We start from the raw sequence: 21,819 nt of genomic DNA, 5'->3' as shown, positions 1-21,819 counted from the left end.
GTCACGCTGGGCCTATACCCAAACAGTCTTTGCTCGCTCGATCAGGTAATTCATTGTGGACACTTGCCGGGTGCCGGGACTGGTCGTTTAAGGAGGTGATCCAGCCGCAGGTTCCCCTACGGCTACCTTGTTACGACTTCACCCCAGTCATGAACCACACCGTGGTGATCGCCCTCCGAAGTTAGGCTAACCACTTCTGGTGCAGTCCACTCCCATGGTGTGACGGGCGGTGTGTACAAGGCCCGGGAACGTATTCACCGTGACATTCTGATTCACGATTACTAGCGATTCCGACTTCACGGAGTCGAGTTGCAGACTCCGATCCGGACTGAGACCGGCTTTTCGGGATTAGCTCCACCTCGCGGCTTCGCAACCCTTTGTACCGGCCATTGTAGCACGTGTGTAGCCCTACCCGTAAGGGCCATGATGACTTGACGTCGTCCCCACCTTCCTCCGGTTTGTCACCGGCAGTCTCCCTAGAGTTCCCGACCGAATCGCTGGCAAATAGGGACAAGGGTTGCGCTCGTTACGGGACTTAACCCAACATTTCACAACACGAGCTGACGACAGCCATGCAGCACCTGTCTGTGCGTTCCCGAAGGCACCAATCCATCTCTGGAAAGTTCGCACGATGTCAAGGGTAGGTAAGGTTCTTCGCGTTGCATCGAATTAAACCACATGCTCCACCGCTTGTGCGGGCCCCCGTCAATTCATTTGAGTTTTAACCTTGCGGCCGTACTCCCCAGGCGGTCGACTTATCGCGTTAACTGCGCCACAAAGGTCTCAAGGACCCCAACGGCTAGTCGACATCGTTTACGGCGTGGACTACCAGGGTATCTAATCCTGTTTGCTACCCACGCTTTCGCACCTCAGCGTCAGTGTCAGTCCAGAAGGCCGCCTTCGCCACTGGTATTCCTCCCGATCTCTACGCATTTCACCGCTACACCGGGAATTCTACCTTCCTCTCCTGCACTCTAGCCTGACAGTTCCGGATGCCGTTCCCAGGTTGAGCCCGGGGCTTTCACAACCGGCTTATCACGCCGCCTACGCGCGCTTTACGCCCAGTAATTCCGATTAACGCTCGCACCCTCCGTATTACCGCGGCTGCTGGCACGGAGTTAGCCGGTGCTTCTTCTGTGAGTGATGTCCTTCCTCGGGGGTATTAGCCCCAAGGCCTTCTTCCTCACTGAAAGTGCTTTACAACCCGAAAGCCTTCTTCACACACGCGGCATGGCTGGATCAGGCTTTCGCCCATTGTCCAATATTCCCCACTGCTGCCTCCCGTAGGAGTTCGGGCCGTGTCTCAGTCCCGATGTGGCTGATCATCCTCTCAGACCAGCTACGGATCGTCGCCTTGGTGAGCCATTACCTCACCAACAAGCTAATCCGACATAGGCTCATCCGATAGCGCAAGGTCCGAAGATCCCCTGCTTTCTCCCGTAGGACGTATGCGGTATTAGCCTGGGTTTCCCCAGGTTATCCCCCACTACCGGGCAGATTCCTATGCATTACTCACCCGTCCGCCGCTCGACGCCTGGAGCAAGCTCCATCGTTTCCGCTCGACTTGCATGTGTTAGGCCTGCCGCCAGCGTTCAATCTGAGCCATGATCAAACTCTTCAGTTTAAAGTCTGACAGTTCCTAAGGTGGAACCAAACCTGGCTCAAGGTTCAAACGTCTCTTTGACGAGTCGCTTGCCTTGAATGTTTCAGTGACTGGTCACCGACATCCCGACAAGCGCCCACATGAATTACCTGATCGATTGTTAAAGAGCGGCTCCGAGCTCTCATTCGAGCGGGGAGCATCTCGCTGTTGCCGTCGTGCCCGGCTTCTGCTGAAGCGGCGGTCTCGCCGGCGCCCTGCGAGGAAGGCGTATTCTACGTGACCGGCTGTCGTTGTCAACCCTGCGAGGCGTTCCGAAGAAGCGAAGCGGGTGGCCAACTCTCGTACCGCCGGAGCGATGCGAGTGCCGATAAAGCCCTTGGCGGGTCTCTGTCACGAGTGGCGTGCATTCTACCGAATGCGGCGAGTTCGTCAAGCGGGAATTTTTCGGAACTTCTCGAAAAACCCAAATGGAAACAAGCACTTCTGCCACTTTTCACCGCCTGCAACGTGTGCCCGTCGCCGGCAGCGGATGCGTACTTTACGATCTGAAGCCGGAACGCGCAACCCCTGTGCGTCAGAAAAATATAGCCCAGCTTTCACAGCCGCGCCATATCGCTCGCCGGCGTGTTTCCCGGGGCCCCTGGGGGGCATTGCCCAGGGACCGTGGCTCAACCCGTGTGGCCACTCTTCGCCGCGCGACGTCAGGACGGCGGAGAGACCCGCGGCTGCTCAGATCACGAAGAGGTCGACGAAGCGGTTCACCGGGGTTCGTTCCAGGCGCGCCTGCTCCCCGCACAGCGCCATGATCGTCTCGCAGCGGCCCGCCGGGAAACGGGTCGCCAGGTTGCGCCGGAACTTGTCGACCAGCAGCGGAATCCCCTCCGCCCGACGGCGACGATGGCCCACCGGGTATTCGACCTCGACCTTCTCGGTGGCACTGCCGTCCTTGAAGAAGACCTGGATGGCATTGGCGATGGAGCGCTTCTCGGGGTCGTAGTAGTCCCGCGAGTAGGCCTCATCCTCGACCACCTCCATCTTGCCGCGCAACGCATCGATGCGCGGGTTCGCCTCGTGGAAGTCGTCCTCGTAGTGCTCGGCGGTCAGGCTGCCGAAGATCAGCGGCACGGCGGTCATGTACTGCAGGCAGTGGTCGCGGTCTGCCGGATTGGCCAGCGCCCCCTCCTTGGAGATGATGCGTATCGCCGAGTCGTGGGTGGTCAATACGATGCGGTCGATCTCGTCCAGACGATCCCTGACCTCGGGATGCAGGGTGACGGCGGCCTCGCAGGCGGTCTGGGCGTGGAACTCGGCCGGGAAGGAGATCTTGAAGAGGATGTTCTCCATCACGTAGCTGCCGAGCTCGCGCTGGAAGGTGAACTTGCGCTGCGCTTCCGGCTTCAGGGCCAGATCCCGGTTGGTATGGCTGAAGAGGATGTCGTAGAACCCCCACTGCGGGGCGGAGAGCACCCCGGGGATACCCATCTCCCCGCGCATGGCGATATCAGCCAGGCGCACCGCCCTCGAGGTGGCGTCACCCGCCGCCCAGCTCTTGCGGGAACCGGCATTGGGGGCATGGCGGTAGGTCCGCAGGCTCTGGCCGTCGACCCAGGCATGGGAAAGCGCCGAGAGCAGCTGCTCGCGATCGGCGCCCATCAACTTGGCCACCACCGCGGTCGAGGCCACCTTGACCAGCACCACATGATCGAGGCCCACGCGGTTGAAGGAGTTGTCGAGCGCCAGCACGCCCTGGATCTCGTGGGCCATGACCATGGCTTCCAGCACCTCGCGCATGGTCAGTGGAGACTCCCCCTGGGCCAGCCGCTTCTGGGAGAGGTGATCGGCGATGGCCAGGATTCCTCCCAGGTTGTCGGAGGGGTGCCCCCACTCGGCGGCCAGCCAGGTATCGTTGTAGTCGAGCCAGCGGATGATGGCCCCGATGTCCCAGGCCGCCTTGACGGGATCCAGCCGGAAGGAGGTGCCCGGCACCCGCGCCCCGTGGGGTACCACGGTGCCCTCGACCAGCGGCCCGAGGTGCTTGGTGCACTCCGGGAAGCGCAGCGCCAGCAGGCCGCACCCCAGGGTGTCCATCAGGCAGTAGCGGGCGGTGTCCAGCGCCTCGCCGCTCTCGATCTCGAAGCCGAGGACATAGTCGGCGATCTTCTGCAGCTCGACGTCATAGTCCGGCCGCACGTTGGCTTCCACGGTACTCATGAACTTCTCCTGTCGCCTTGTCGAGCAAACGCCCTTGATGCGTGACCATCACTATAGAAGACGCCCCGGGTCCTGGGACCCGGGGCGTCGTTTCCTTAAGAGGACCCTGCACCTGGCAGCCCCTAGAAACTGTCGCCGGGAACGCGCACCCAGCCCTCCATCAGCACCCGGGCGCTGCGGCTCATCACCGCCTGGTCAATCACCCAGCGGCCGTCCACCAGGCTGGCCTCGGCGCCGACCCGCAGGGTGCCGGAGGGGTGGCCGAAGGTCACCGCGTTGCGCTTGCCGCCACCGGCAGCCAGGTTGACCAGGGTGCCCTCGATGGCAGCGGCCGAGGCGATAGCCACCGCCGCAGTGCCCATCATGGCGTGGTGCAGCTTGCCCATGGAGAGCGCCCGCACCAGCAGGTCGACCTCGTCGGCCTTGACCTGCTTGCCGCTGGAGGCGAGGTAGTCGGCCGGCGGCGCCACGAAGGCCACCTTGGGGGTATGCTGGCGAGCCGCGGCCTCGCTGACGTCGGCGATCAGCCCCATCTTCACCGCCCCGTGGGCGCGGATGGTCTCGAACATCTCCAGCGCCTTGGCGTCGCCGTTGATCGCCTCCTGCAATTCGCTCCCGGTATAACCGAGCTCGTCGGCATTCAGGAAGACGGTCGGGATGCCAGCATTGATCATCGTCGCCTTGAGGGTGCCCACGCCCGGCACTTCCAGGTCATCCACCAGATTGCCGGTGGGGAAGATGGCGCCCTCACCGTCCGCCGGGTCCTTGAAGGCCACCGGCACCTCGGCGGCCGGGGAGGTCACCCCGTCCAGCTCGAAGTCGCCGGTCTCCTGCACCTGGCCATCGGTGATGGGCACCCGCGAGACTATGGTCTTGCCGATATTGGCCTGCCAGATGCGCACCTCGACCTCACCGTTCTCCGGGATTCGCGCCGGGTCCACCAGGCCGTTGCTGATCGCGAAGGGCCCCACCGCCGCGGAGAGGTTGCCGCAGTTGCCGCTCCAGTCGACGAAGGCCTTGTCGATGGAGACCTGGCCGAAGAGGTAGTCCACGTCGTGCTCGGGACTCTCGCTCCGGCTCAGGATCACCGTCTTGCTGGTGCTGGAGGTAGCGCCGCCCATGCCGTCGATCTGCTTCTGGTAGGGGTCGGGGCTGCCGATCACCCGCATCAGCAGGCGATCACGGGCCTCGCCCGGCACCTGCGCGGCCTCCGGAAGGTCGGTCAGCTTGAAGAAGACGCCCTTGCTGGTGCCGCCACGCATATAGGTGGCCGGAACCCTGATCTGGGGTTGCTGGCTCATGCGCTCGCCACCTCCTCACTCCCCACACCTTCCAGGAAGTCCTTGGCGAAGCGCTGCAGCACGCCGCCGGCGGAGTAGACCGTCACTTCCTCGGCGGTATCCAGGCGGCAGGTCACCGGCACGCGATCGACCTCGCCGGTCTTGCGGTGGATCACCAGCTCGAGGGTCGCGCCCGGGGCCGGCTTGCCCTCGACGTCATAGGTCTCGGTGCCGTCGAGCTGCAGGGTGTGGCGAGTGGTGCCCTCCTTGAACTGCAGCGGCATCACACCCATGCCGATCAGGTTGGTGCGGTGGATACGCTCGAAGCCCTCGGCGACGATCGCCTCGACCCCGGCCAGCGCCACGCCCTTGGCCGCCCAGTCACGCGACGACCCCTGGCCATAGTCGGCACCGGCGATGACGATCAGCGGCTGCTTGCGCTCCATGTAGGTCTCGATGGCCTCCCACATGCGGGTCACCTGACCCTCCGGCTCGATGCGCGCCAGCGACCCCTGCCTCACCTCGCCGTTCTCGTCCCGCACCATCTCGTTGAAGAGCTTGGGGTTGGCCAAGGTGGCCCGCAGGGCGGTGAGGTGGTCGCCGCGGTGGGTGGCGTAGGAATTGAAGTCCTCCTCCGGCAGGCCCATCTTGTGCAGGTACTCGCCGGCCGCGCTGTCCATCATGATGGCGTTGGACGGCGACAGGTGGTCGGTGGTGATGTTGTCCGGCAGGATCGCCAGCGGCCGCATGCCCTTCAGTGCACGCACGGCCGCCATGTTGCCTTCCCAGTAGGGCGGGCGGCGGATGTAGGTGCTCTGCGGACGCCAGTCGTAGAGCGGGCTCTCGGCCTTCTCCGCGGCGTCCAGGTCGAACATCGGGATATAGACCTGCTTGAACTGCTCCGGCTTGACGAACTCGCCGACGATGGCATCGATCTCCTCGTCGGAGGGCCACAGGTCCTTGAGGGTCACCGGGTTGCCGTCGAGATCGGTACCCAGCACGTCCTTCTCGATGTCGAAGCGCACGGTACCGGCGATGGCGTAGGCCACCACCAGCGCCGGCGAGGCCAGGAAGGCCTGCTTGGCATAGGGGTGGATGCGGCCATCGAAGTTGCGGTTGCCGGAGAGCACCGCGGTGGCATAGAGGTCGCGGTCGATGATCTCCTGCTGGATCTTCGGATCCAGGGCACCGGACATGCCGTTACAGGTGGTGCAGGCGTAGGCGACGATGCCGAAGCCGAGCTTCTCCAGCTCCGGCAGCAGTCCGGCCTCCTCCAGATAGAGCCGCGCGACCTTCGATCCTGGTGCGAAGGAGGACTTCACCCAGGGCTTGCGCGTCAGGCCCAGTTCATTGGCCTTCTTGGCCAACAGGGCAGCGCCGACCACGTTGCGCGGATTGGAGGTGTTGGTGCAGCTGGTGATGGCGGCGATGATCACCGCGCCATCGGGCATATGACCCGCCTTCTCCTCCGCCTGGGCCTTGTCATAGTCGACGGCAATGCCGCGCTCGTGCAGGGCGCTGGTGGGCAGGCGACGGTGCGGGTTGGAGGGGCCCGCCAGGTTGCGCTCCACGCTGGACAGGTCGAAGGTCAGCACCCGTTCGTACTGGGCCTGCGTCAGGCTGTCGGCCCACAGGCCAGTCTGCTTGGCGTAAGTCTCGACCAGCTCCACCTGCTCCGGCTCGCGGCCGGTCAGCGTGAGGTAGTCGATGGTCTGCTCGTCGATATAGAACATCGCCGCCGAGGCGCCATACTCCGGGGTCATGTTGGAGATGGTGGCGCGGTCGCCGATGGTCAGGCTCTTGGCCCCCTCGCCGAAGAACTCCAGATACGCCCCAACCACGCGCTCGCGGCGCAGGAACTCGGTGATCGCCAGCACGATATCGGTGGCGGTGATGCCGGGCTTGGGCTTGCCGGTGAGCTCCACGCCGACGATGTCGGGCAGGCGCATCATCGAGGGGCGACCCAGCATCACGGTCTCGGCCTCGAGGCCGCCGACGCCGATGGCGATCACGCCCAGGCAATCGATATGCGGGGTATGGCTGTCGGTGCCCACGCAGGTATCGGGGAAGGCCACGCCATCGCGTGCCTGCACCACCGGCGACATCTTCTCCAGGTTGATCTGGTGCATGATGCCGTTGCCGGCGGGGATCACGTCGACGTTCTCGAAGGCGGTCTTGGTCCACTCGATGAAGTGGAAGCGATCCTCGTTGCGACGATCCTCGATGGCGCGGTTCTTGTCGAAGGCGTCGGACTCGAAGCCGGCATGCTCCACGGCCAGGGAGTGGTCGACGATCAGCTGGGTCGGCACCACCGGGTTGACCTTGGCGGGATCGCCGCCCTGCTCGGCGATGGCGTCGCGCAGGCCGGCCAGGTCGACGAGTGCCGTCTGGCCGAGGATGTCGTGGCACACCACCCGGGCCGGGTACCAGGGGAAGTCCAGGTCGCGGCGACGCTCGATCAGCTGCTTGAGGGCGTCGGTGAGCATCTCCGGCTCGCAGCGGCGCACCAGCTGTTCGGCCAGCACCCGCGAGGTGTAGGGAAGGGTGTCATAGGCACCGGGCTGGATCGCCTCGACGGCCGCACGCACGTCGAAGTAGTCCAGCTCGGTGCCGGGAAGCGGTTTACGGTAGTCGGTATTCATGGCGTGAGGGATCTCTTGCTGGCGTCGGGGCGAGGGCGGAGAAGACCGGACGACCTGGAAGGGTCGTCCGGTGGTGGCGATCGATCAGTCGCGCTGCTCGATGGGCACCCACTCGCTCTTCTCCGGACCGACGTAGTCGGCGCTCGGGCGAATGATGCGGTTGTTGGCGCGCTGCTCGAAGACATGGGCACACCAGCCGGTGACCCGCGAACAGACGAAGATCGGGGTGAACAGCTTGGTGGGGATGTCCATGAAGTGGTAGGCGCTGGCGTGGAAGAAGTCGGCGTTGCAGAACAGCTTCTTCTCGCGCCACATCACTTCCTCGACGCGCTCGGAGACCGGATAGAGCACGCTGTCGCCCACGTCCTCGGACAACTTCTTGGACCAGTGCTTGATGATGGCGTTGCGCGGGTCGGACTCGCGATAGATCGCGTGGCCGAAGCCCATGATCTTGTCCTTGCGCTCGAGCATGCCCATGATCTCGCGCTCGGCCTCCTCCGGCGACTGCCAGTCCTCGATCATCGCCATGGCCGCCTCGTTGGCGCCGCCATGCAGCGGGCCGCGCAGCGAGCCGATGGCGCCGGTCACGCAGGAGTGCATGTCGGACAGCGTCGAGGCACAGACACGGGCGGTGAAGGTCGAGGCGTTGAACTCGTGCTCGGCATAGAGGATCAGCGAGACGTTCATCACCCGGGCATGCAGCTCGGAAGCCGGCTCGTCGCGCAGCAGGTGCAGGAAGTGCCCGCCCACCGACTCGTCATCGGTCTCGGTCTCGATGCGCACGCCGTCGTGGCTGAAGCGATACCAGTAGCAGATGATCGACGGCAGCACGGCGAGCAGGCGGTCGGAGACGTCCTGCTGCTCGTCGAAGCTTTCCTCGGTTTCCAGGTTGCCCAGCATGGAGGCGCCGGTGCGCATCACGTCCATGGGATGGGCGTCCCTGGGAATCTGCTCGAGGACGGTCTTGAGCGCGTCAGGCAGGCCGCGCAGGCCCTTGAGCTTGGTGATGTAGGCATCGAGCTCAGCCTGGTTGGGCAACTTGCCCTTGAGCAGCAGGTAGGCCACTTCCTCGAACTTCGCCTTCTCGGCCAGTTCCTTGACGTCGAAGCCGCGATAGGTCAGGCCCGAGCCGGTCTTGCCGACGGTGCACAGGGCCGTGGTCCCGGCGCTCTGGCCGCGCAGGCCGCTGCTGCTGACGGGTTTGTCTGCCATGTGGTGTCTCCTTGTGAGTCGTTTCTTGTCGGAATTGACGGTCCGGCAGCGTTACGCCTCGCCGCCCTTCTCCGCGAGCTGGTTTTCGGCAAATAGCGCGTCGAGCTTGCGCTCGAAGTCGTGGTAGTTGAGGAAGTCGTAGAGCTCGTCGCGGGTCTGCATGAGCTCCACCACATCCTTCTGGTGGCCCTTGTCATGGATGCTCTGGTAGACCTTGAGGGCCGCCGCATTCATGGCGCGGAAGGCAGAGAGCGGGTAGAGCACCATGCGGCAACCCACCTCGCCCAGCTCCTGCTGGGTGAACAGCGGGGTAGCGCCGAACTCGGTGATGTTGGCAAGGATCGGCGCATCGACGCGCTCGCAGAACGCCTTGTAGTCATCGAGGGTGTGCACGGCCTCGGCGAAGATGGCATCGGCGCCGGCCTCGATGCAGGCGTTGGCCCGCTCGATGGCGGCATCCAGGCCATCCTTCTGGAAGGCGTCGGTGCGCGCGATCAGGTAGAAGTCGGGGTCGAGGCGCGCATCCGCGGCGGCCTTGACGCGGTCCACCATCTCCTCCTGGGAGACGATCGCCTTGTTGGGACGATGGCCACAGCGCTTCTGGGCCACCTGGTCCTCGAGGTGGACGGCGGCCACGCCGGCGCGCTGCATCTCCTTGACGGTGCGAGCGATGTTGAAGGCGCCACCCCAACCGGTGTCGATGTCCACCAGCAGCGGTACCTCGGTGGCGCCGCAGATACGATGGGCGTCCTCGACCACGTCGTTCATGGTGGTCATGCCGAGGTCCGGCAGGCCGAAGGAGGCGTTGGCCACGCCGCCGCCGGAGAGGTAGATGGCCTGGTGGCCCACCCGCTCGGCCATCATGGCGGTGTAGGCATTGATGGTGCCGACGATGGGCAGCGGGCGATGGGCCTCGAGGGCGGCGCGGAAACGCGCACCGGGGGTCTGCTGGGTCATGCTGGGTCTCCTAGTGTTGTCCGGGTCGGCCTCAGGTGGTCGCCTCGGCTTCCTGCTTGAGAGTGGCGGCGTAGCGGTCGGCCACATTGGCCCGGGAAGCGCTGACGTGGCGGCGCATCAGCAGCTCGGCCAACTCCGCGTCGCCGGCCTCGATGGCGTCGACGATGCGGTGGTGTTCGACGAAGGCGCGCTGGGGGCGAGTACCACTGGCGCTGAACTGGGTCCGGTAGAGCCTCACCAGGTAGTAGAGGTCATCGCAGAGCATGCCCATCAGCATCTTGTTGTGGCTGCCCTGGACGATCCGGAAGTGGAAGTCCAGGTCACCCTCGCGCTGGAAGTAGGCCTCGCCCTTCTTGAGATCGGCCTGGCGCTCGTGCATGGCCAGCACCTCACGCAGCCCGGCGATTTCCCCGGCGGTCATGTGCTCGGCGGCGAGCCTTGCCGCCATGCTCTCCAGCGCCTCGCGCACGTCGAAGAGCTCGAGCAGCTCCTTCATGGAGAGCTTGACCACCCGGGCCCCGACATGGGGCACCCGCTCGATCAGGCGATGCGCCTCCAGGCGGCGCATGGCCTCCCTGAGCGGCCCGCGAGAGATCCCGTAGTCCCGGGACAGTCCCGGCTCGGTGATCTTGCTGCCCGGTGCCAGCTCTCCCCTGACGATGGCATCCTGCAGTTGCTGGAAGACCCGTTCCGCCAGGGTGCGGACTTCGGGGTTGGTGACCTGTTCCGGTGCGGCTGAGTTCATGGCAATTGTCGACAATCGAGTGATGGATGAACTTTAGACACTGCCTCCCCCGGGGTCAACAGCCCGGCTGGACGGAAGAGGTTAACCTTTGGTTGTAGACAACCAGCGACCCACCACCGGTACTGTCGACAATGGCCGTACCCGGGAACGGGGCGTCAGCATTGACCGGGACGCCGGCGGGAGGGACAAGCCGGCTCTCGAGGCCTAGAATGGGGCGCCTGTTCCGGGAAGACGCCGCAATGACGCCACCGATCGAGATCACCCCCCTGCCCTACTGCGAGGATCCGCTGAGCTACTTCGCGGCCCTGCGCCACAGGCCCGGTGCCGTACTGCTCGACAGTGGTCGCCCGACGGCGCCGGGTGGGCGCTACGACATCCTCAGCTGCGCACCCCTCGCGCTGCTCGAGGTCGATGCCGCCGGGCGCGTGCAGGGAGAATCCGCCCTGGCGGGTCTCCCCCCCTTCGCCGCCCAGCAGACACTTCTCGACCGGCTGCCTTGCGATGTGCCGGACAGCGAACTGCCGTTTCTCGGCGGGCTGATCGGCTACTGGAGCTACGACCTCGGGCAGCGACTCGAGCCGGTGGCCGGCAAAGCCAGGCAGGCGGTCACGCTGCCGGCGAGCCGGGTCGGCCTCTATGACTGGGCGCTGATCCAGGACCACGACTGCCGGCAGAGCTGGCTGGTGGGCAGTGCCTCGCGGCGCCGCCAGGTGCTCGAGTGGCTGGCGGCGCCGGCGCCGACGACGGCAGGCTTCCGCCTTACCGCCCCCTTCGCCGCCGAACTCAGCCGCGACGACTACCTGGCCCGCTTTGCGGCCGTGCAGGACTACATCCGCGCCGGCGACTGCTACCAGATCAACCTGGCCCAGCGCTTCAGCGCTCCCTTCGAGGGTGACCTCTGGGCGGCCTACCGCAGCCTTCGCGACGCCACGCCCACCCCCTTCGCCGGCTACTTGGCGTGGGACGACAAGGCGATCCTCTCGCTCTCCCCGGAACGCTTCCTGCGCTGCCGGGAGGGCCGGGTCGAGACCCGCCCCATCAAGGGCACGCGGCCACGCGGCGCGACCCCCGAGGAGGACCGGCGGCTGGCCAGGGAGCTGGCCGAGAGCCTCAAGGACCGGGCCGAGAACGTGATGATCACCGACCTGCTCCGCAATGACCTGGGGCGGGTGTGCCGACCCGGCAGCGTGAAGGTACCCCAGCTCTGCGGCCTGGAGAGCTACGCCAACGTGCACCATCTGGTGAGCGTGATCGTCGGCGAACTCGAGGCAGGGCAGCGCCCCATGGACCTGCTCGCCGCCGCCTTCCCCGGCGGCTCCATCACCGGCGCCCCCAAGGTGCGGGCCATGCAGATCATCGACGAGCTGGAGCCCAGCCGTCGCAGTGCCTACTGCGGCAGCCTCGGCTACGTGGACGTTCGCGGCCAGATGGACACCTCCATCGCGATTCGCAGCGTGGTGGCCGACGGCGAAGCGCTACACCTGTGGGGTGGGGGGGGGCTGGTCGCCGACTCCCGTGGCGAGGACGAGTACACCGAGACCCTGGACAAGATCCGCCACCTGATGCGGGCCCTGATGGCCGCCAGTCCTGACTCATTATGGAATAAGAATGCGGCATACTTACTTCGCTAGGGAATAGATATCCAATGAATCGGTATTGGGGAAGGCCTCGCGAGCTCTGCTAGGGTAGCCCGAGACCCAAGACCACCTGCCCGGGAGCCCCTCATGGAGCCGCAACTCGACGTCATCAACCGGGAACTCGGCAACGACCCCGAGGCCCTGATCCGCTGGGCGCTGGATCAGGGGCAGAAGCCGATCTGCACGACCAACTTCCGCCCCTTCGAGGCCGTGATCCTGCACATGGTCACGCGCCAGCGGCCGGATATCCCGATCGTGTGGATGGACAGTGGCTACAACACCGAGGCCACCTACCGCTTCGCCGATGAGCTGATCCGGCGCCTGGGCCTCAACCTGGTGAGCTACCTGCCACGGCGCTCGCGGGCCCATCGCGAGGCACTGGAAGGCACCGCGCCCGGGATCGAGGATCCCCGCCACGCGGCCTTTACCCAGGAGGTGAAGCTCGAACCCTTCGAGCGGGCCCTGCGCGAGATGGCACCGGACGTCTGGTTCACCGCCCTGCGTGCCGAGGACACCCCCGAGCGTGCCCGCATGGCACCGGTGAGCCGCAACGCCGACGGCCTGCTGAAGGTCTCCCCCCTGCTGCACTGGACGGCCCGCGACCTCTATCGTTACCTGCAGGACCACGACCTGCCCAACAACTTCGACTACTTCGACCCCACCAAGGTGGAAGAGAAACGCGAGTGCGGCCTGCACCTGCAGCATTGACGCCCAGGGGATGACGTCGCGGGCGAGACCGCCCGCGACAGGCAGGGACGGGAAAGCAGCGTTCTCGAGGAAAATTGCCGAGAGGAGTCGCCGAGAAAGCGGCCCTCAGCGCGAGGGCAGCGCGATCTCCTTGAAGAGCGCCTCCTCGTGACGGGGCCCGGCGGCAAGGGCCGCGTCGACCAGGTCCCGCGTCAGGTGGCCGGCAAAGCCTTCCAGGAAGTCATACATGTAGCCGCGCATGAAGGTGCCGCGGCGGATACCGATCTTGGTGGTAGAACTCGCGAAGAGGTGGCCGGCCTCCACCGCCACCAGGTCGGTGTCGTGCTCGGCATCCACGGCCATGTGGGCGACGATGCCCACCCCCATCCCCAGACGCACGTAGGTCTTGATGACATCGGCATCGGCCGCGGTGAGCACCACATTGGGCGTCAGCCCCTTGGCGCGGAAGGCATCGTCGAGCTGGGAGCGCCCGGTGAAGCCGAACACGTAGGTGACCAGCGGGTAGTCCGCCAGGGCCTCCAGCGTCAGGGTCTCCATCTCGGCCAGCGGATGCCCCTGGGGCACCAGCACGCAGCGGTTCCAGCGATAGCAGGGCAGCAGCACCAGGTCGTTGAAGAGTTCGAGGGACTCGGTGGCGATGGCGAAGTCCGCCTGGCCATCGCTGACCATCTGGGCGATCTGCTTGGGCGTGCCCTGCTGCATGTGAAGGGCCACGTCGGGATACTTCTGGGTGAAGTCGCGGATCACCGGCGGCAGCGCATAGCGCGCCTGGGTGTGGGTGGTGGCGATCGCCAGGCTGCCGCGACGCTCGTCGCTGTGCTCCTGGGCGACCTCCTTGATGTTCTCGGCAAGCCTCAGTACCTGCCCGGCCAGCTCGATGATCGCCTGCCCCGCAGGGGTCACGCGGGTCAGGTGCTTGCCGCTGCGGGCAAAGATCTCGACACCGAGCTCGTCCTCCAGCAGGCGGATCTGCTTGGAGATACCGGGCTGGGAGGTGAAGAGACTCTGGGCAGTGGCCGAGACGTTGAGGTTGTGGCGCGACACCTCCCAGATGTAGCGCAGCTGCTGTAGCTTCATGGCCGCCCTCCCTCGCGTGTCACTGGGCCTTCAAAATACCCGCAAGACATAAGAAAATTATCCATGATCGCTTTATAGCATAACCTGACCGGGCAGGTGCAACCGCTTTCCTGCCCTCTGACACTGGGCGGAGATTTGCCAGCACTTCGGTCGACCGCTAACATCGTCCGACCGGGCATGCCCTGCATGTCACCCCATCCGCTCGATGTAGCGCAACGAAACTGGAGAATCACATGGCCAACAACGTCGATGTCACCAATGCCAACTTCGAGCAGGAAGTCCTCAAGGCCGACACGCCGGTCCTGCTGAAGTTCTGGGCCCCCTGGTGTGGTCCCTGCAAGGTGATGGCACCGGTGGTCGACGAGGTCGCCGAGGAGCGCAACGGCAACCTCAAGGTCGTCAGCATCAACGTGGACGATGCCCCCGAGATCGCCGCCGAGCAGGGCGTGCGCGGCGTGCCGACCGTGATGCTGTTCAAGTCCGGCACCAAGGTCGCCTCCCTGGTCGGTGCCCAGTCGAAGTCACAGCTGAGCCAGTTCATCGACCAGAACGCCTGATCCCGCGACTCTCGCACCTCCCCGTCGCCCCGGCCATGGCCGGGGCGACGTCGTTTGGCACTCTATTCCTCGTCACGTTCCGAGATCGGGCGGTCGGCCTTCGCGACCGGCGCCCCGTCCGCGGGCCCCAGCAGGTGGGCGATCCAGCGGGTCTCGGGATGGCTGTCCAGGGCGATCTTCAGGGTCATGGTCAGCACCACCGAGAGCAGCATTCCCACCGCCCCGAAGATCCAGCCCCACACCACCAGCGACAGGAAGGCCACGAAGGTCGAGAGCCCCAGCGCCCGCCCCATCACTCTGGGCTCGACGATATTGCCCATCACGAAGTTGACCGCCAGGTAGGCCGCGGCAAGCATCAGCGCGTCGAACACGCCGCCCTCCGGCGAGACCAGCAGCAGCATGACCGGCGGCACCGCCGCGATGGCCGAACCGATGTTGGGAATATAGTTGAGGGCAAAGGCCAGCACCGCCCACAGCAGCGGAAACTCCACCCCCAGCAGCTTGCAGGCCAACCAGATCAGCGCGCCGGTCGCCAGGCTGATCAGCGTCTTCACGGCCAGGTAGCGCTTGAGGGTCTGGCTGAACTCGTTGAAGCGTCGCAGGCTCGGGGCCGGGTTGACCAGGGCACGCGAGACCTTGTCGCGGAAGTTGAGGGTCTCGAACAGCAGGAACATCACCAGCAGGGCCACCACGATGCTCTGCATCATCAGGTTGCCTACCTCGCCGAGCACCGCCGGGATCCAGTTGCCGAACTGCTCGGCATCCAGCAGTTCGGCCAGCCGATTGGTATCGATGGCAAGCCCCATCCCGGCCAGGCCGTCGAGAAGCCCGAGGTAGTACTGGTAGAGCTTCTGCTCGATGCCCGGCAAGGCATCGATAAAGGTGCCGAAGCTGTTGACCAGCAGCAGGCCGAGCAGGGAGAGGAAGCCGCCGATCACCACCAGTGTCAGCCACACGGCCAGCCGCGTGCTCAGCCCGAGACGCTGCAGCCACTGCACGGGCGCGGTGCAGACGACCGCAATGAACAGCGCCAGCAGCAGCGGCACCAGCAGGCTGGACCCCGCCCGCATGCCCGCGATGATCACCACCAGGGCGGCCAGTGCCAGGGTCAGGTTGAGGGGGATGGTGCTCTGCTTGCTGTCTTGGGGATGGGGCATGCCCGGACTCGCGACCGTGAAAGATCCATTCATGATGCCGGGGCAGGCGGCAATTGCAAAGGACGGGAACCATCCCCGGCCCGCGTTCTCGAAGCCAGTGCCCGCCATGCGACAAGGAGAATACCATGCCGATTGCCCGAACCTTTCGCCCGCTGCTCGTACCGGCCCTGGCCGCGCTGATGATCGCGGCCTCGCCGCCGATGCTCTCCCATGCCCACGCCGAGGAGACGCCGCGGCGCCTGGAAGTCCAGGCCGAGGCCGAACTTCAGGTGGTGCCGGACCGAGCCACGCTCAGCGCTCGCCTCTGGGAACGCACGCCGGCCATCGCCCGGCACGAGACGAGCGCGAACGACCCGGATGCCCTGCGCGAGGCCCGCGACCGACTGGAAGCCCGGGCCGCCAGGCTGATTCGCGCCCTGGAGGAAGCGGGTCTTGCGCGCGAGGCGATCCGCGCCGGCTCCCTGAACGTGCAACCCGAGCACCTGCCGGGCGAGCGGCACGAGGAAGGCGAGCGCGAGACCCTGGTGCGCACCCGCCTCGAGCGTCCGATTCGTCTCCAGCTCGATGACCTCGAGCAACTCCCCGGGCTGCTCGATGCCCTGACCGAGGCCGGCGTGGATGCCCTGGACGGCGTGAGCTATGACCTGGCCGACCGCGACGCCGCGACCGACGAGGCGCTGGTCAAGGCGCTGGAGAAGGCCCGCCACAAGGCCACCCTGATGGCCGAGACGCTGGGCATCGACCTGGGTGAGGTGATCGCGGTGAGCGAGACCCGCTCGCCGATCTTCCAGCCGCGCATGATGGCCATGAGTGCCGATGCCCGGGAGAGCCTGCCCCAGGCCGAGTACCGTCCCGGCACCATCACCATCGAGGCGGGGGTCAGCGTCAGCTGGAAGATCGCGCAGTAGCGCCGGGCGCCACACGATGAGCTAACAGCCCCTTCGGACATGAACCAACAAACCCCACCGGACGCGATACATCCGGTGGGGTTTCTCGTTGGCATCGCCAGGAACCGGGCGCCAGTCACCGAGCAGCTTGTCGCCCGGCGCTGCCCGAAGCGCGTCAGGCGTTGATGGTGTCGACCCCGCCCATGTAGGGGCGCAGCGCCTCGGGGACGCCGATCGAGCCATCGGGGCGCTGGTGGTTCTCCATTACCGCCAGCAGGCAGCGCCCCACCGCCAGGCCGGAGCCATTGAGAGTGTGCAGCAGCTGCGGCTTCTTCTGCTCGGGGTGGCGGAAGCGCGCCTGCATGCGCCGCGCCTGGAACGCCTCGCAGTTGGAGACCGAGGAGATCTCGCGGTAGGTCTCCTGGCTGGGCAGCCACACCTCCAGGTCGTAGGTCTTGGCCGCCCCGAAGCCCATGTCGCCGGTACACAGCGTCACCACGCGATAGGGCAGCTCCAGCGCCTGGAGGATCGCCTCGGCGTGACCGCGCATCTCCTCGAGGGCCTCGTAGCTGGTGGCCGGGTCGACCAGCTGTACCATCTCGACCTTGTCGAACTGGTGCTGACGGATCATGCCGCGGGTATCGCGGCCATGGGAGCCCGCCTCGCTGCGAAAGCACGGCGTGTGGGCGGTGAGTTTCATGGGCAGCGCGCGGTGGTCGAGGATCTCGTCACGGGCGAAGTTGGTCAGCGGCACCTCGGCGGTGGGGATCAGGTGGTAGCCGCGCTCGTCGTCGAGGCGAAACAGGTCCTCGCCGAACTTCGGCAGCTGGCCGGTGCCGTGGAGCGACGCCTCGTTGACCATGTAGGGGACGTAGCACTCCTCGTAGCCATGCTCGAGGGTCTGCTTGTCGAGCATGAACTGGGTCAGTGCCCGATGCAGTCGCGCGATGGGGCCACGCATCACCGCGAAGCGGGACCCGGTCAGCTTGGCCGCCAGCTCGAAGTCCAGGTGGCCCTTGAGCGCCCCCAGGTCGACATGGTCGCGTACCGCGAAGTCGAACGCCGGCGGCGTCCCCCAGCGGTGGAGCTCGACGTTGTCCTCCTCGCTATCGCCCACCGGCACGCTCTCGTGGTGCAGGTTGGGCAGGCCGCTGACCACCTCGTCCCACTCGGCCTGCACCTCGGCCAGGCGTGCCTTGGCGGCGTCCAGGCGCTCGCCCAGGTCGGAGACCTCGTCGAGCAGCGGCTGGATGTCCTCGCCCTGGGCCTTGGCCTTGCCGATCGCCTTGGAGCGGGTATTGCGCTCGGCCTGCAGGGACTCGGTCTCGGCCTGCAGCTCGCGCCGCCGAGACTCGAGCGCCTCGAGACGGTCGGTGTCGAGGACGAAGCCCCGCTTGGCCAGTCGTTGGGCGACATCTTCGAGGTCGCTGCGCAGCAGTTTGGGGTCGAGCATGGCATCCAGTCCGTTGCAGTCGTGACGTGGGGGGATCGCCAGGGCCGGGCGCGCCGGCAATGGCCTCGGTCAACAGGGCGACCATTGTAGGCAAAAGGCCACAGCGGTGCCACGCGTCACCACCAGCCCCGCGGCGTGCTCGCCCGGGCAGGATGCGCGGCACCGTCCTCTCGCGGTAAAGTAGCGCCACTCTCTCCTCCCCAGACAAGAGTTCCATGATCGCACGACTGGATACCGCCGACTCGCGCCGCCTCGAGGGCCTCGCCGCCCCCTACCTGCGCTTCCTGGACGCCCTGCGCGATGCGGGCTTCGAGGGCGAGATCGCCCCGGACTATGCCGCCCGCACGGTGCTGGCCACCGACAACTCCATCTACCAGCGCCTGCCCCAGGCCGTGCTCTACCCCAGGCATGGCGCCGACCTCGAGCGCATCGCCCGGCTGGCCGGCCGTGACGAGCACCGCCAGGTAGCGCTCACCCCGCGCGGCGGCGGCACCGGTACCAACGGCCAGTCGCTCACCGACGGCCTGGTGGTGGATGTCTCGCGGCACATGAACGCGATCCTCGAGATCGACGTGGAGAAGCGCCGGGTGCGGGTCCAGGCCGGCGTGGTCAAGGACCAGCTCAATGCGGCGCTGAGGCCCCATGGGCTCTTCTTCGCCCCGGACCTCTCCACCTCCAGCCGCGCCACCATCGGCGGCATGATCTCCACCGACGCCAGCGGCCAGGGCAGCTGCGAGTACGGCAAGACCCGCGACCATGTGCTCGAGCTCGAGACCCTGCTGCTGGGCGGCGAGCGGCTAGTGAGCCGCCCGCTGGAGGACGCCGAGCTCGGGCGCCAGTGCGAGCGCCAGGATGTTACCGGCCGCGCCTACCGCACCGCCCGGGCGATCATCGACACCCAGGGCGAGCTGATCGCCGAGAAGTTCCCGCCGCTCAACCGCTGCCTGACCGGCTACGACCTGGCGCACCTGCGCGACGCCGAGGGCCGCCTCGACATCAACAGCCTGCTGTGCGGCTCGGAGGGCTCGCTGGGCCTGCTCGACGAGGCGGTGCTCAATGTGTTGCCGATCCCCAGGCACTCGACCCTGGTCAACGTGCGCTACGCCGGCTTCATGGAGGCCCTGCGCGACGCCAAGGCGTTGATGGCAAGTGATGCCCGCCCCACCTCCATCGAGACAGTGGACGACACCGTGCTTATGCTGGCCATGGAGGACTTCGTCTGGGACAGCGTGGCCGCCTTCTTTCCCTCGGGCGAGGCGCCGGTGCGCGGCATCAACCTCGTGGAGTTCAACGACGATGACCCCGACCGGTTGGCCGAGCGCGTCGACGCCTTCTGCCGCCACCTGGAAGCCGATGCCAGCGTGCCCCGCCTGGGCTATACGCTGGCCGAGGGGCGCGAGCAGATCCAGAAGGTCTACGGGATGCGCAAGCGCGCCGTGGGCCTGCTGGGCAATGCAAAGGGCGAGAAGCGCCCGATCCCCTTCGTCGAGGACACCGCCGTCCCGCCGGAGCACCTGGCCGACTATATCGCCGAGTTCCGTGCCGCTCTGGACGCGCGGGGCCTTACCTACGGCATGTTCGGCCATGTGGATGCCGGGGTGCTGCATGTGCGGCCGGCCATCGACATGAAGGACCCGGCCCAGGAGCGGCTGATCCGCGAGGTCTCCGACGAGGTGGCCGCGCTGACGAAGAAGTACCACGGCCTGCTGTGGGGCGAGCACGGCAAGGGCGTGCGCTCGGAGTATGCCCCACGGTTCTTCGGCGAGCTCTACCCCAGCCTGCAGCAGGTCAAGGCGGCCTTCGACCCCCACAACCAGCTCAACCCCGGCAAGATCGCCTCGCCGCTCTCCTCTTCCACCCCACCCGATCCCATGGGGAGCCCGCCCGATGCCGCGGGTAAGGCCTCGCCATCCAGCGCCTCTGATCAAGAGGAAACGGTCAAGTGGGTCGATCCCAACCTGCTGACCATCGACGGCGTCCCCACCCGCGGCCAGTTCGACCGCCAGATCGACGAGCGGGTCTGGCAGGCCCACGCGGCCACGGTTTACTGCAATGGCAACGGCGCCTGCTACAACTATGACCCCGATGACGCCATGTGCCCCTCCTGGAAGGCCACCCGCGACCGCATCCACTCCCCCAAGGGTCGCGCCAGCCTGATCCGCGAATGGCTGCGCCTCCAGGGCGAGGCCGGCACCGACCTGGTCGAGGAGTCGAGAAAGAAGAAGGCCGAGGGCGCCTGGGGCTTCGTCAAGGATTTCCCGCTGCGGCTCAGGAACACCCTGGCCAGGCGGCGCGGCGAGAAGGACTTCTCCCACGAGGTCTACGACGCCATGGCGGGGTGTCTCGCCTGCAAGTCCTGTGCCGGCCAGTGCCCGGTGAAGGTCAATGTCCCCGACTCCCGCTCGCGCTTCCTCGAGGTCTACCACGGCCGCTACCTGCGCCCACTGCGCGACTACCTGGTGGGTGGCATGGAGTTCCTGGTGCCGACGCTGGCCCGGGTGGCGCCGCTCTACAACGCCGCCCTGGGCAGTCGCCTGGTCGACCGGCTGCTGGCCGGCCCGCTCGGCCTGGTGGACAGCCCGAAGCTCTCCCGCGCGAGCCTGAAGAAGCAGTTCGCCGCCTGGGGCGTAGCGGAGGCGACGCCGACATCGCTCGGCCTGCTCACCGATGCCCAGAAGGCGCGCAGCGTGGTGCTCGTCCAGGACGCCTTCACCAGCCACTTCGAGGCCAGGCTGGTGATGGATATCGTCGAGTTGCTCTCGCGCCTGGACGTGCGGGTCTTCGTCGCGCCCTACACGCCCAACGGCAAGCCGCTCGATGTCCAGGGCTTCCTGGGCGCCTTCGAACGCACCGCCGAGAAGCAGGCCAGGCGCCTCAGGACCCTGGCCGAATTCGGCGTGCCGCTGGTCGGCATCGACCCGGCCATGACCCTGACCTATCGCCAGGAGTACGTGAAGGCGCTGGGGCCAGACGCCGTGCCCGAGGTGCTGATGCTGCAGGAGTGGCTGGTGGCTCAGTCTCCAACCCTGGCCGCCCGGCTGGCGCCCCCTGGCCTGAACCTCGACGACCCCGGCTACCGGCTGCTCTCCCACTGCACCGAGAAGACCAACGCCCCGGGCAGCCCCAGGGCATGGCAGCAGGTCTTCGCCGCCTTCGGGCTGGAGCTCGAGCTGGTCAGTACCGGCTGCTGCGGCATGTCGGGTACCTACGGCCACGAGGCGCGCAACCGCGAGACCTCCAGGACCATCTACGCCCAGTCGTGGCAGCCGGTGGTGGAGGACGAGGCCAGCGCCGGCCGCCTGCTGGCCACCGGCTACTCCTGCCGCAGCCAGGTGAAGCGGTTCTCGGACCAGGCCCTGCCCCACCCATTGCAGGCCCTGCTGGCGGCGCTCAGGCAGCGCCGATAGCGCCACCCCTCGCCCGCCGGCCGAGCCGGCGGGCCCACCTTGCGTGCGTCGCGACAGGAGGCCAGAGGCATGAACCGCACCCTGATCCTCGTCGGACTGCTGATCGTCGCCATCGGGCTGCTCTGGCCCTGGCTGTCCAGACTGCCCCTCGGTCACCTCCCGGGCGACATCGTGATCCGCCGCGAGAACGTCTCGTTCTACTTCCCGATCACCACCATGATCCTGGCGAGCCTGGTGGTCTCAGCGCTACTCTGGCTCTTCCAGCGCTGACCCCGGGCACGACGGC

At 66.4% G+C, this 21,819-nt stretch carries 15 protein-coding genes and 1 rRNA gene; 6 read left to right on the top strand and 10 right to left on the bottom strand.

The genetic code is table 11. The features are described from left to right. Window positions 1-88: 88 nt before the first annotated feature. From P8934_RS05210 to P8934_RS05180, 7 genes are all read right to left on the bottom strand, one after another. Window positions 89-1,624 (bottom strand): 16S ribosomal RNA (locus P8934_RS05210). Between the two features lie 708 nt (window positions 1,625-2,332). Further along, on the bottom strand, window positions 2,333-3,814 hold the full coding sequence (gene prpD, locus P8934_RS05205) for a 2-methylcitrate dehydratase (RefSeq protein WP_278033248.1): 1,482 nt from the start codon (window positions 3,812-3,814) through the stop codon (window positions 2,333-2,335). Window positions 3,815-3,936: 122 nt separating this feature from the next. Then, complete coding sequence (prpF, locus tag P8934_RS05200) at window positions 3,937-5,115, bottom strand: 2-methylaconitate cis-trans isomerase PrpF (protein WP_278033247.1); 1,179 nt, start codon at window positions 5,113-5,115, stop codon at window positions 3,937-3,939. Then, window positions 5,112-7,736, bottom strand: a complete 2,625-nt coding sequence (acnD, locus tag P8934_RS05195) for a Fe/S-dependent 2-methylisocitrate dehydratase AcnD (RefSeq protein WP_278033246.1) — start codon at window positions 7,734-7,736, stop codon at window positions 5,112-5,114. Before acnD ends, prpF begins: the two co-directional genes overlap by 4 nt. Window positions 7,737-7,820: 84 nt before the next feature. Continuing rightward, window positions 7,821-8,948, bottom strand: a complete 1,128-nt coding sequence (gene prpC, locus P8934_RS05190; protein WP_278033245.1) for a 2-methylcitrate synthase — start codon at window positions 8,946-8,948, stop codon at window positions 7,821-7,823. Between the two features lie 51 nt (window positions 8,949-8,999). Beyond that, entirely contained in the window at window positions 9,000-9,905 is a 906-nt protein-coding gene (gene prpB / locus P8934_RS05185; protein WP_133637622.1) for a methylisocitrate lyase, read from the bottom strand. A 31-nt stretch (window positions 9,906-9,936) separates the two neighbouring features. Continuing rightward, window positions 9,937-10,650, bottom strand: coding sequence for a GntR family transcriptional regulator (locus tag P8934_RS05180; protein ID WP_106229978.1), 714 nt, complete (start codon window positions 10,648-10,650; stop codon window positions 9,937-9,939). 239 nt (window positions 10,651-10,889) lie between these two features. On the opposite strand from P8934_RS05180, the gene pabB reads away from it, so the two are divergent. Together pabB and P8934_RS05170 are read left to right on the top strand one after the other, a co-directional pair. Beyond that, window positions 10,890-12,281 carry an aminodeoxychorismate synthase component I gene (gene pabB / locus P8934_RS05175; protein WP_278033244.1) on the top strand — a complete coding sequence of 464 codons (1,392 nt, stop codon included), beginning with the start codon at window positions 10,890-10,892 and terminating at the stop codon, window positions 12,279-12,281. A gap of 93 nt (window positions 12,282-12,374) precedes the next feature. Continuing rightward, window positions 12,375-12,995, top strand: coding sequence for a phosphoadenosine phosphosulfate reductase family protein (locus tag P8934_RS05170; RefSeq protein ID WP_278033243.1), 621 nt, complete (start codon window positions 12,375-12,377; stop codon window positions 12,993-12,995). Between the two features lie 105 nt (window positions 12,996-13,100). Here P8934_RS05170 and cysB read toward each other — a convergent pair whose 3' ends face one another. Continuing rightward, a complete protein-coding gene (cysB, locus tag P8934_RS05165) occupies window positions 13,101-14,072 on the bottom strand; it encodes an HTH-type transcriptional regulator CysB (RefSeq protein ID WP_278033242.1) in 972 nt (323 codons plus the stop codon). 233 nt (window positions 14,073-14,305) lie between these two features. Between cysB and trxA the strand changes: the two genes are divergently transcribed. Next, on the top strand, window positions 14,306-14,629 hold the full coding sequence (gene trxA, locus P8934_RS05160; protein WP_106229975.1) for a thioredoxin: 324 nt from the start codon (window positions 14,306-14,308) through the stop codon (window positions 14,627-14,629). Window positions 14,630-14,691: 62 nt separating this feature from the next. On the opposite strand, the gene P8934_RS05155 is transcribed toward trxA, so the two are convergent. Beyond that, window positions 14,692-15,786 carry an AI-2E family transporter gene (locus P8934_RS05155; protein WP_278033241.1) on the bottom strand — a complete coding sequence of 365 codons (1,095 nt, stop codon included), beginning with the start codon at window positions 15,784-15,786 and terminating at the stop codon, window positions 14,692-14,694. A gap of 125 nt (window positions 15,787-15,911) precedes the next feature. Between P8934_RS05155 and P8934_RS05150 the strand changes: the two genes are divergently transcribed. Beyond that, entirely contained in the window at window positions 15,912-16,694 is a 783-nt protein-coding gene (locus P8934_RS05150) for an SIMPL domain-containing protein (RefSeq protein WP_278033240.1), read from the top strand. A gap of 154 nt (window positions 16,695-16,848) precedes the next feature. On the opposite strand, the gene serS is transcribed toward P8934_RS05150, so the two are convergent. Next, window positions 16,849-18,126: a serine--tRNA ligase gene (serS, locus tag P8934_RS05145; RefSeq protein ID WP_278033239.1), complete on the bottom strand. Its 1,278-nt coding sequence runs from the start codon at window positions 18,124-18,126 to the stop codon at window positions 16,849-16,851. Between the two features lie 215 nt (window positions 18,127-18,341). Between serS and P8934_RS05140 the strand changes: the two genes are divergently transcribed. Continuing rightward, window positions 18,342-21,533 (top strand): FAD-binding and (Fe-S)-binding domain-containing protein, encoded by a 3,192-nt coding sequence (locus tag P8934_RS05140; protein WP_278033238.1) that lies wholly within the window; start codon window positions 18,342-18,344, stop codon window positions 21,531-21,533. Window positions 21,534-21,602: 69 nt separating this feature from the next. Then, complete coding sequence (locus tag P8934_RS05135; RefSeq protein WP_278033237.1) at window positions 21,603-21,803, top strand: DUF2905 domain-containing protein; 201 nt, start codon at window positions 21,603-21,605, stop codon at window positions 21,801-21,803. Window positions 21,804-21,819 lie beyond the last annotated feature (16 nt).

The sequence above is a fragment of the Halomonas sp. CKK8 genome (assembly GCF_029625235.1).
GTDB classification, from domain to species: domain Bacteria; phylum Pseudomonadota; class Gammaproteobacteria; order Pseudomonadales; family Halomonadaceae; genus Halomonas; species Halomonas ventosae.
This window is presented reverse-complemented; position numbering and strand designations above follow the sequence as displayed.

Bases quoted from the DNA above. Each gene is read 5' to 3' on its own strand.
- acnD (WP_278033246.1), bottom strand. From the start codon at position 7,736: ATGAATACCGACTACCGTAAACCGCTTCCCGGCACCGAGCTGGACTAC.
- serS (WP_278033239.1), bottom strand. From the start codon at position 18,126: ATGCTCGACCCCAAACTGCTGCGCAGCGACCTCGAAGATGTCGCCCAA.
- prpC (WP_278033245.1), bottom strand. From the start codon at position 8,948: ATGGCAGACAAACCCGTCAGCAGCAGCGGCCTGCGCGGCCAGAGCGCC.
- P8934_RS05150 (WP_278033240.1), top strand. From the start codon at position 15,912: ATGCCGATTGCCCGAACCTTTCGCCCGCTGCTCGTACCGGCCCTGGCC.
- P8934_RS05135 (WP_278033237.1), top strand. From the start codon at position 21,603: ATGAACCGCACCCTGATCCTCGTCGGACTGCTGATCGTCGCCATCGGG.
- trxA (WP_106229975.1), top strand. From the start codon at position 14,306: ATGGCCAACAACGTCGATGTCACCAATGCCAACTTCGAGCAGGAAGTC.
- pabB (WP_278033244.1), top strand. From the start codon at position 10,890: ATGACGCCACCGATCGAGATCACCCCCCTGCCCTACTGCGAGGATCCG.
- cysB (WP_278033242.1), bottom strand. From the start codon at position 14,072: ATGAAGCTACAGCAGCTGCGCTACATCTGGGAGGTGTCGCGCCACAAC.
- prpB (WP_133637622.1), bottom strand. From the start codon at position 9,905: ATGACCCAGCAGACCCCCGGTGCGCGTTTCCGCGCCGCCCTCGAGGCC.
- prpD (WP_278033248.1), bottom strand. From the start codon at position 3,814: ATGAGTACCGTGGAAGCCAACGTGCGGCCGGACTATGACGTCGAGCTG.
- P8934_RS05180 (WP_106229978.1), bottom strand. From the start codon at position 10,650: ATGAACTCAGCCGCACCGGAACAGGTCACCAACCCCGAAGTCCGCACC.
- P8934_RS05140 (WP_278033238.1), top strand. From the start codon at position 18,342: ATGATCGCACGACTGGATACCGCCGACTCGCGCCGCCTCGAGGGCCTC.
- P8934_RS05155 (WP_278033241.1), bottom strand. From the start codon at position 15,786: ATGCCCCATCCCCAAGACAGCAAGCAGAGCACCATCCCCCTCAACCTG.
- prpF (WP_278033247.1), bottom strand. From the start codon at position 5,115: ATGAGCCAGCAACCCCAGATCAGGGTTCCGGCCACCTATATGCGTGGC.
- P8934_RS05170 (WP_278033243.1), top strand. From the start codon at position 12,375: ATGGAGCCGCAACTCGACGTCATCAACCGGGAACTCGGCAACGACCCC.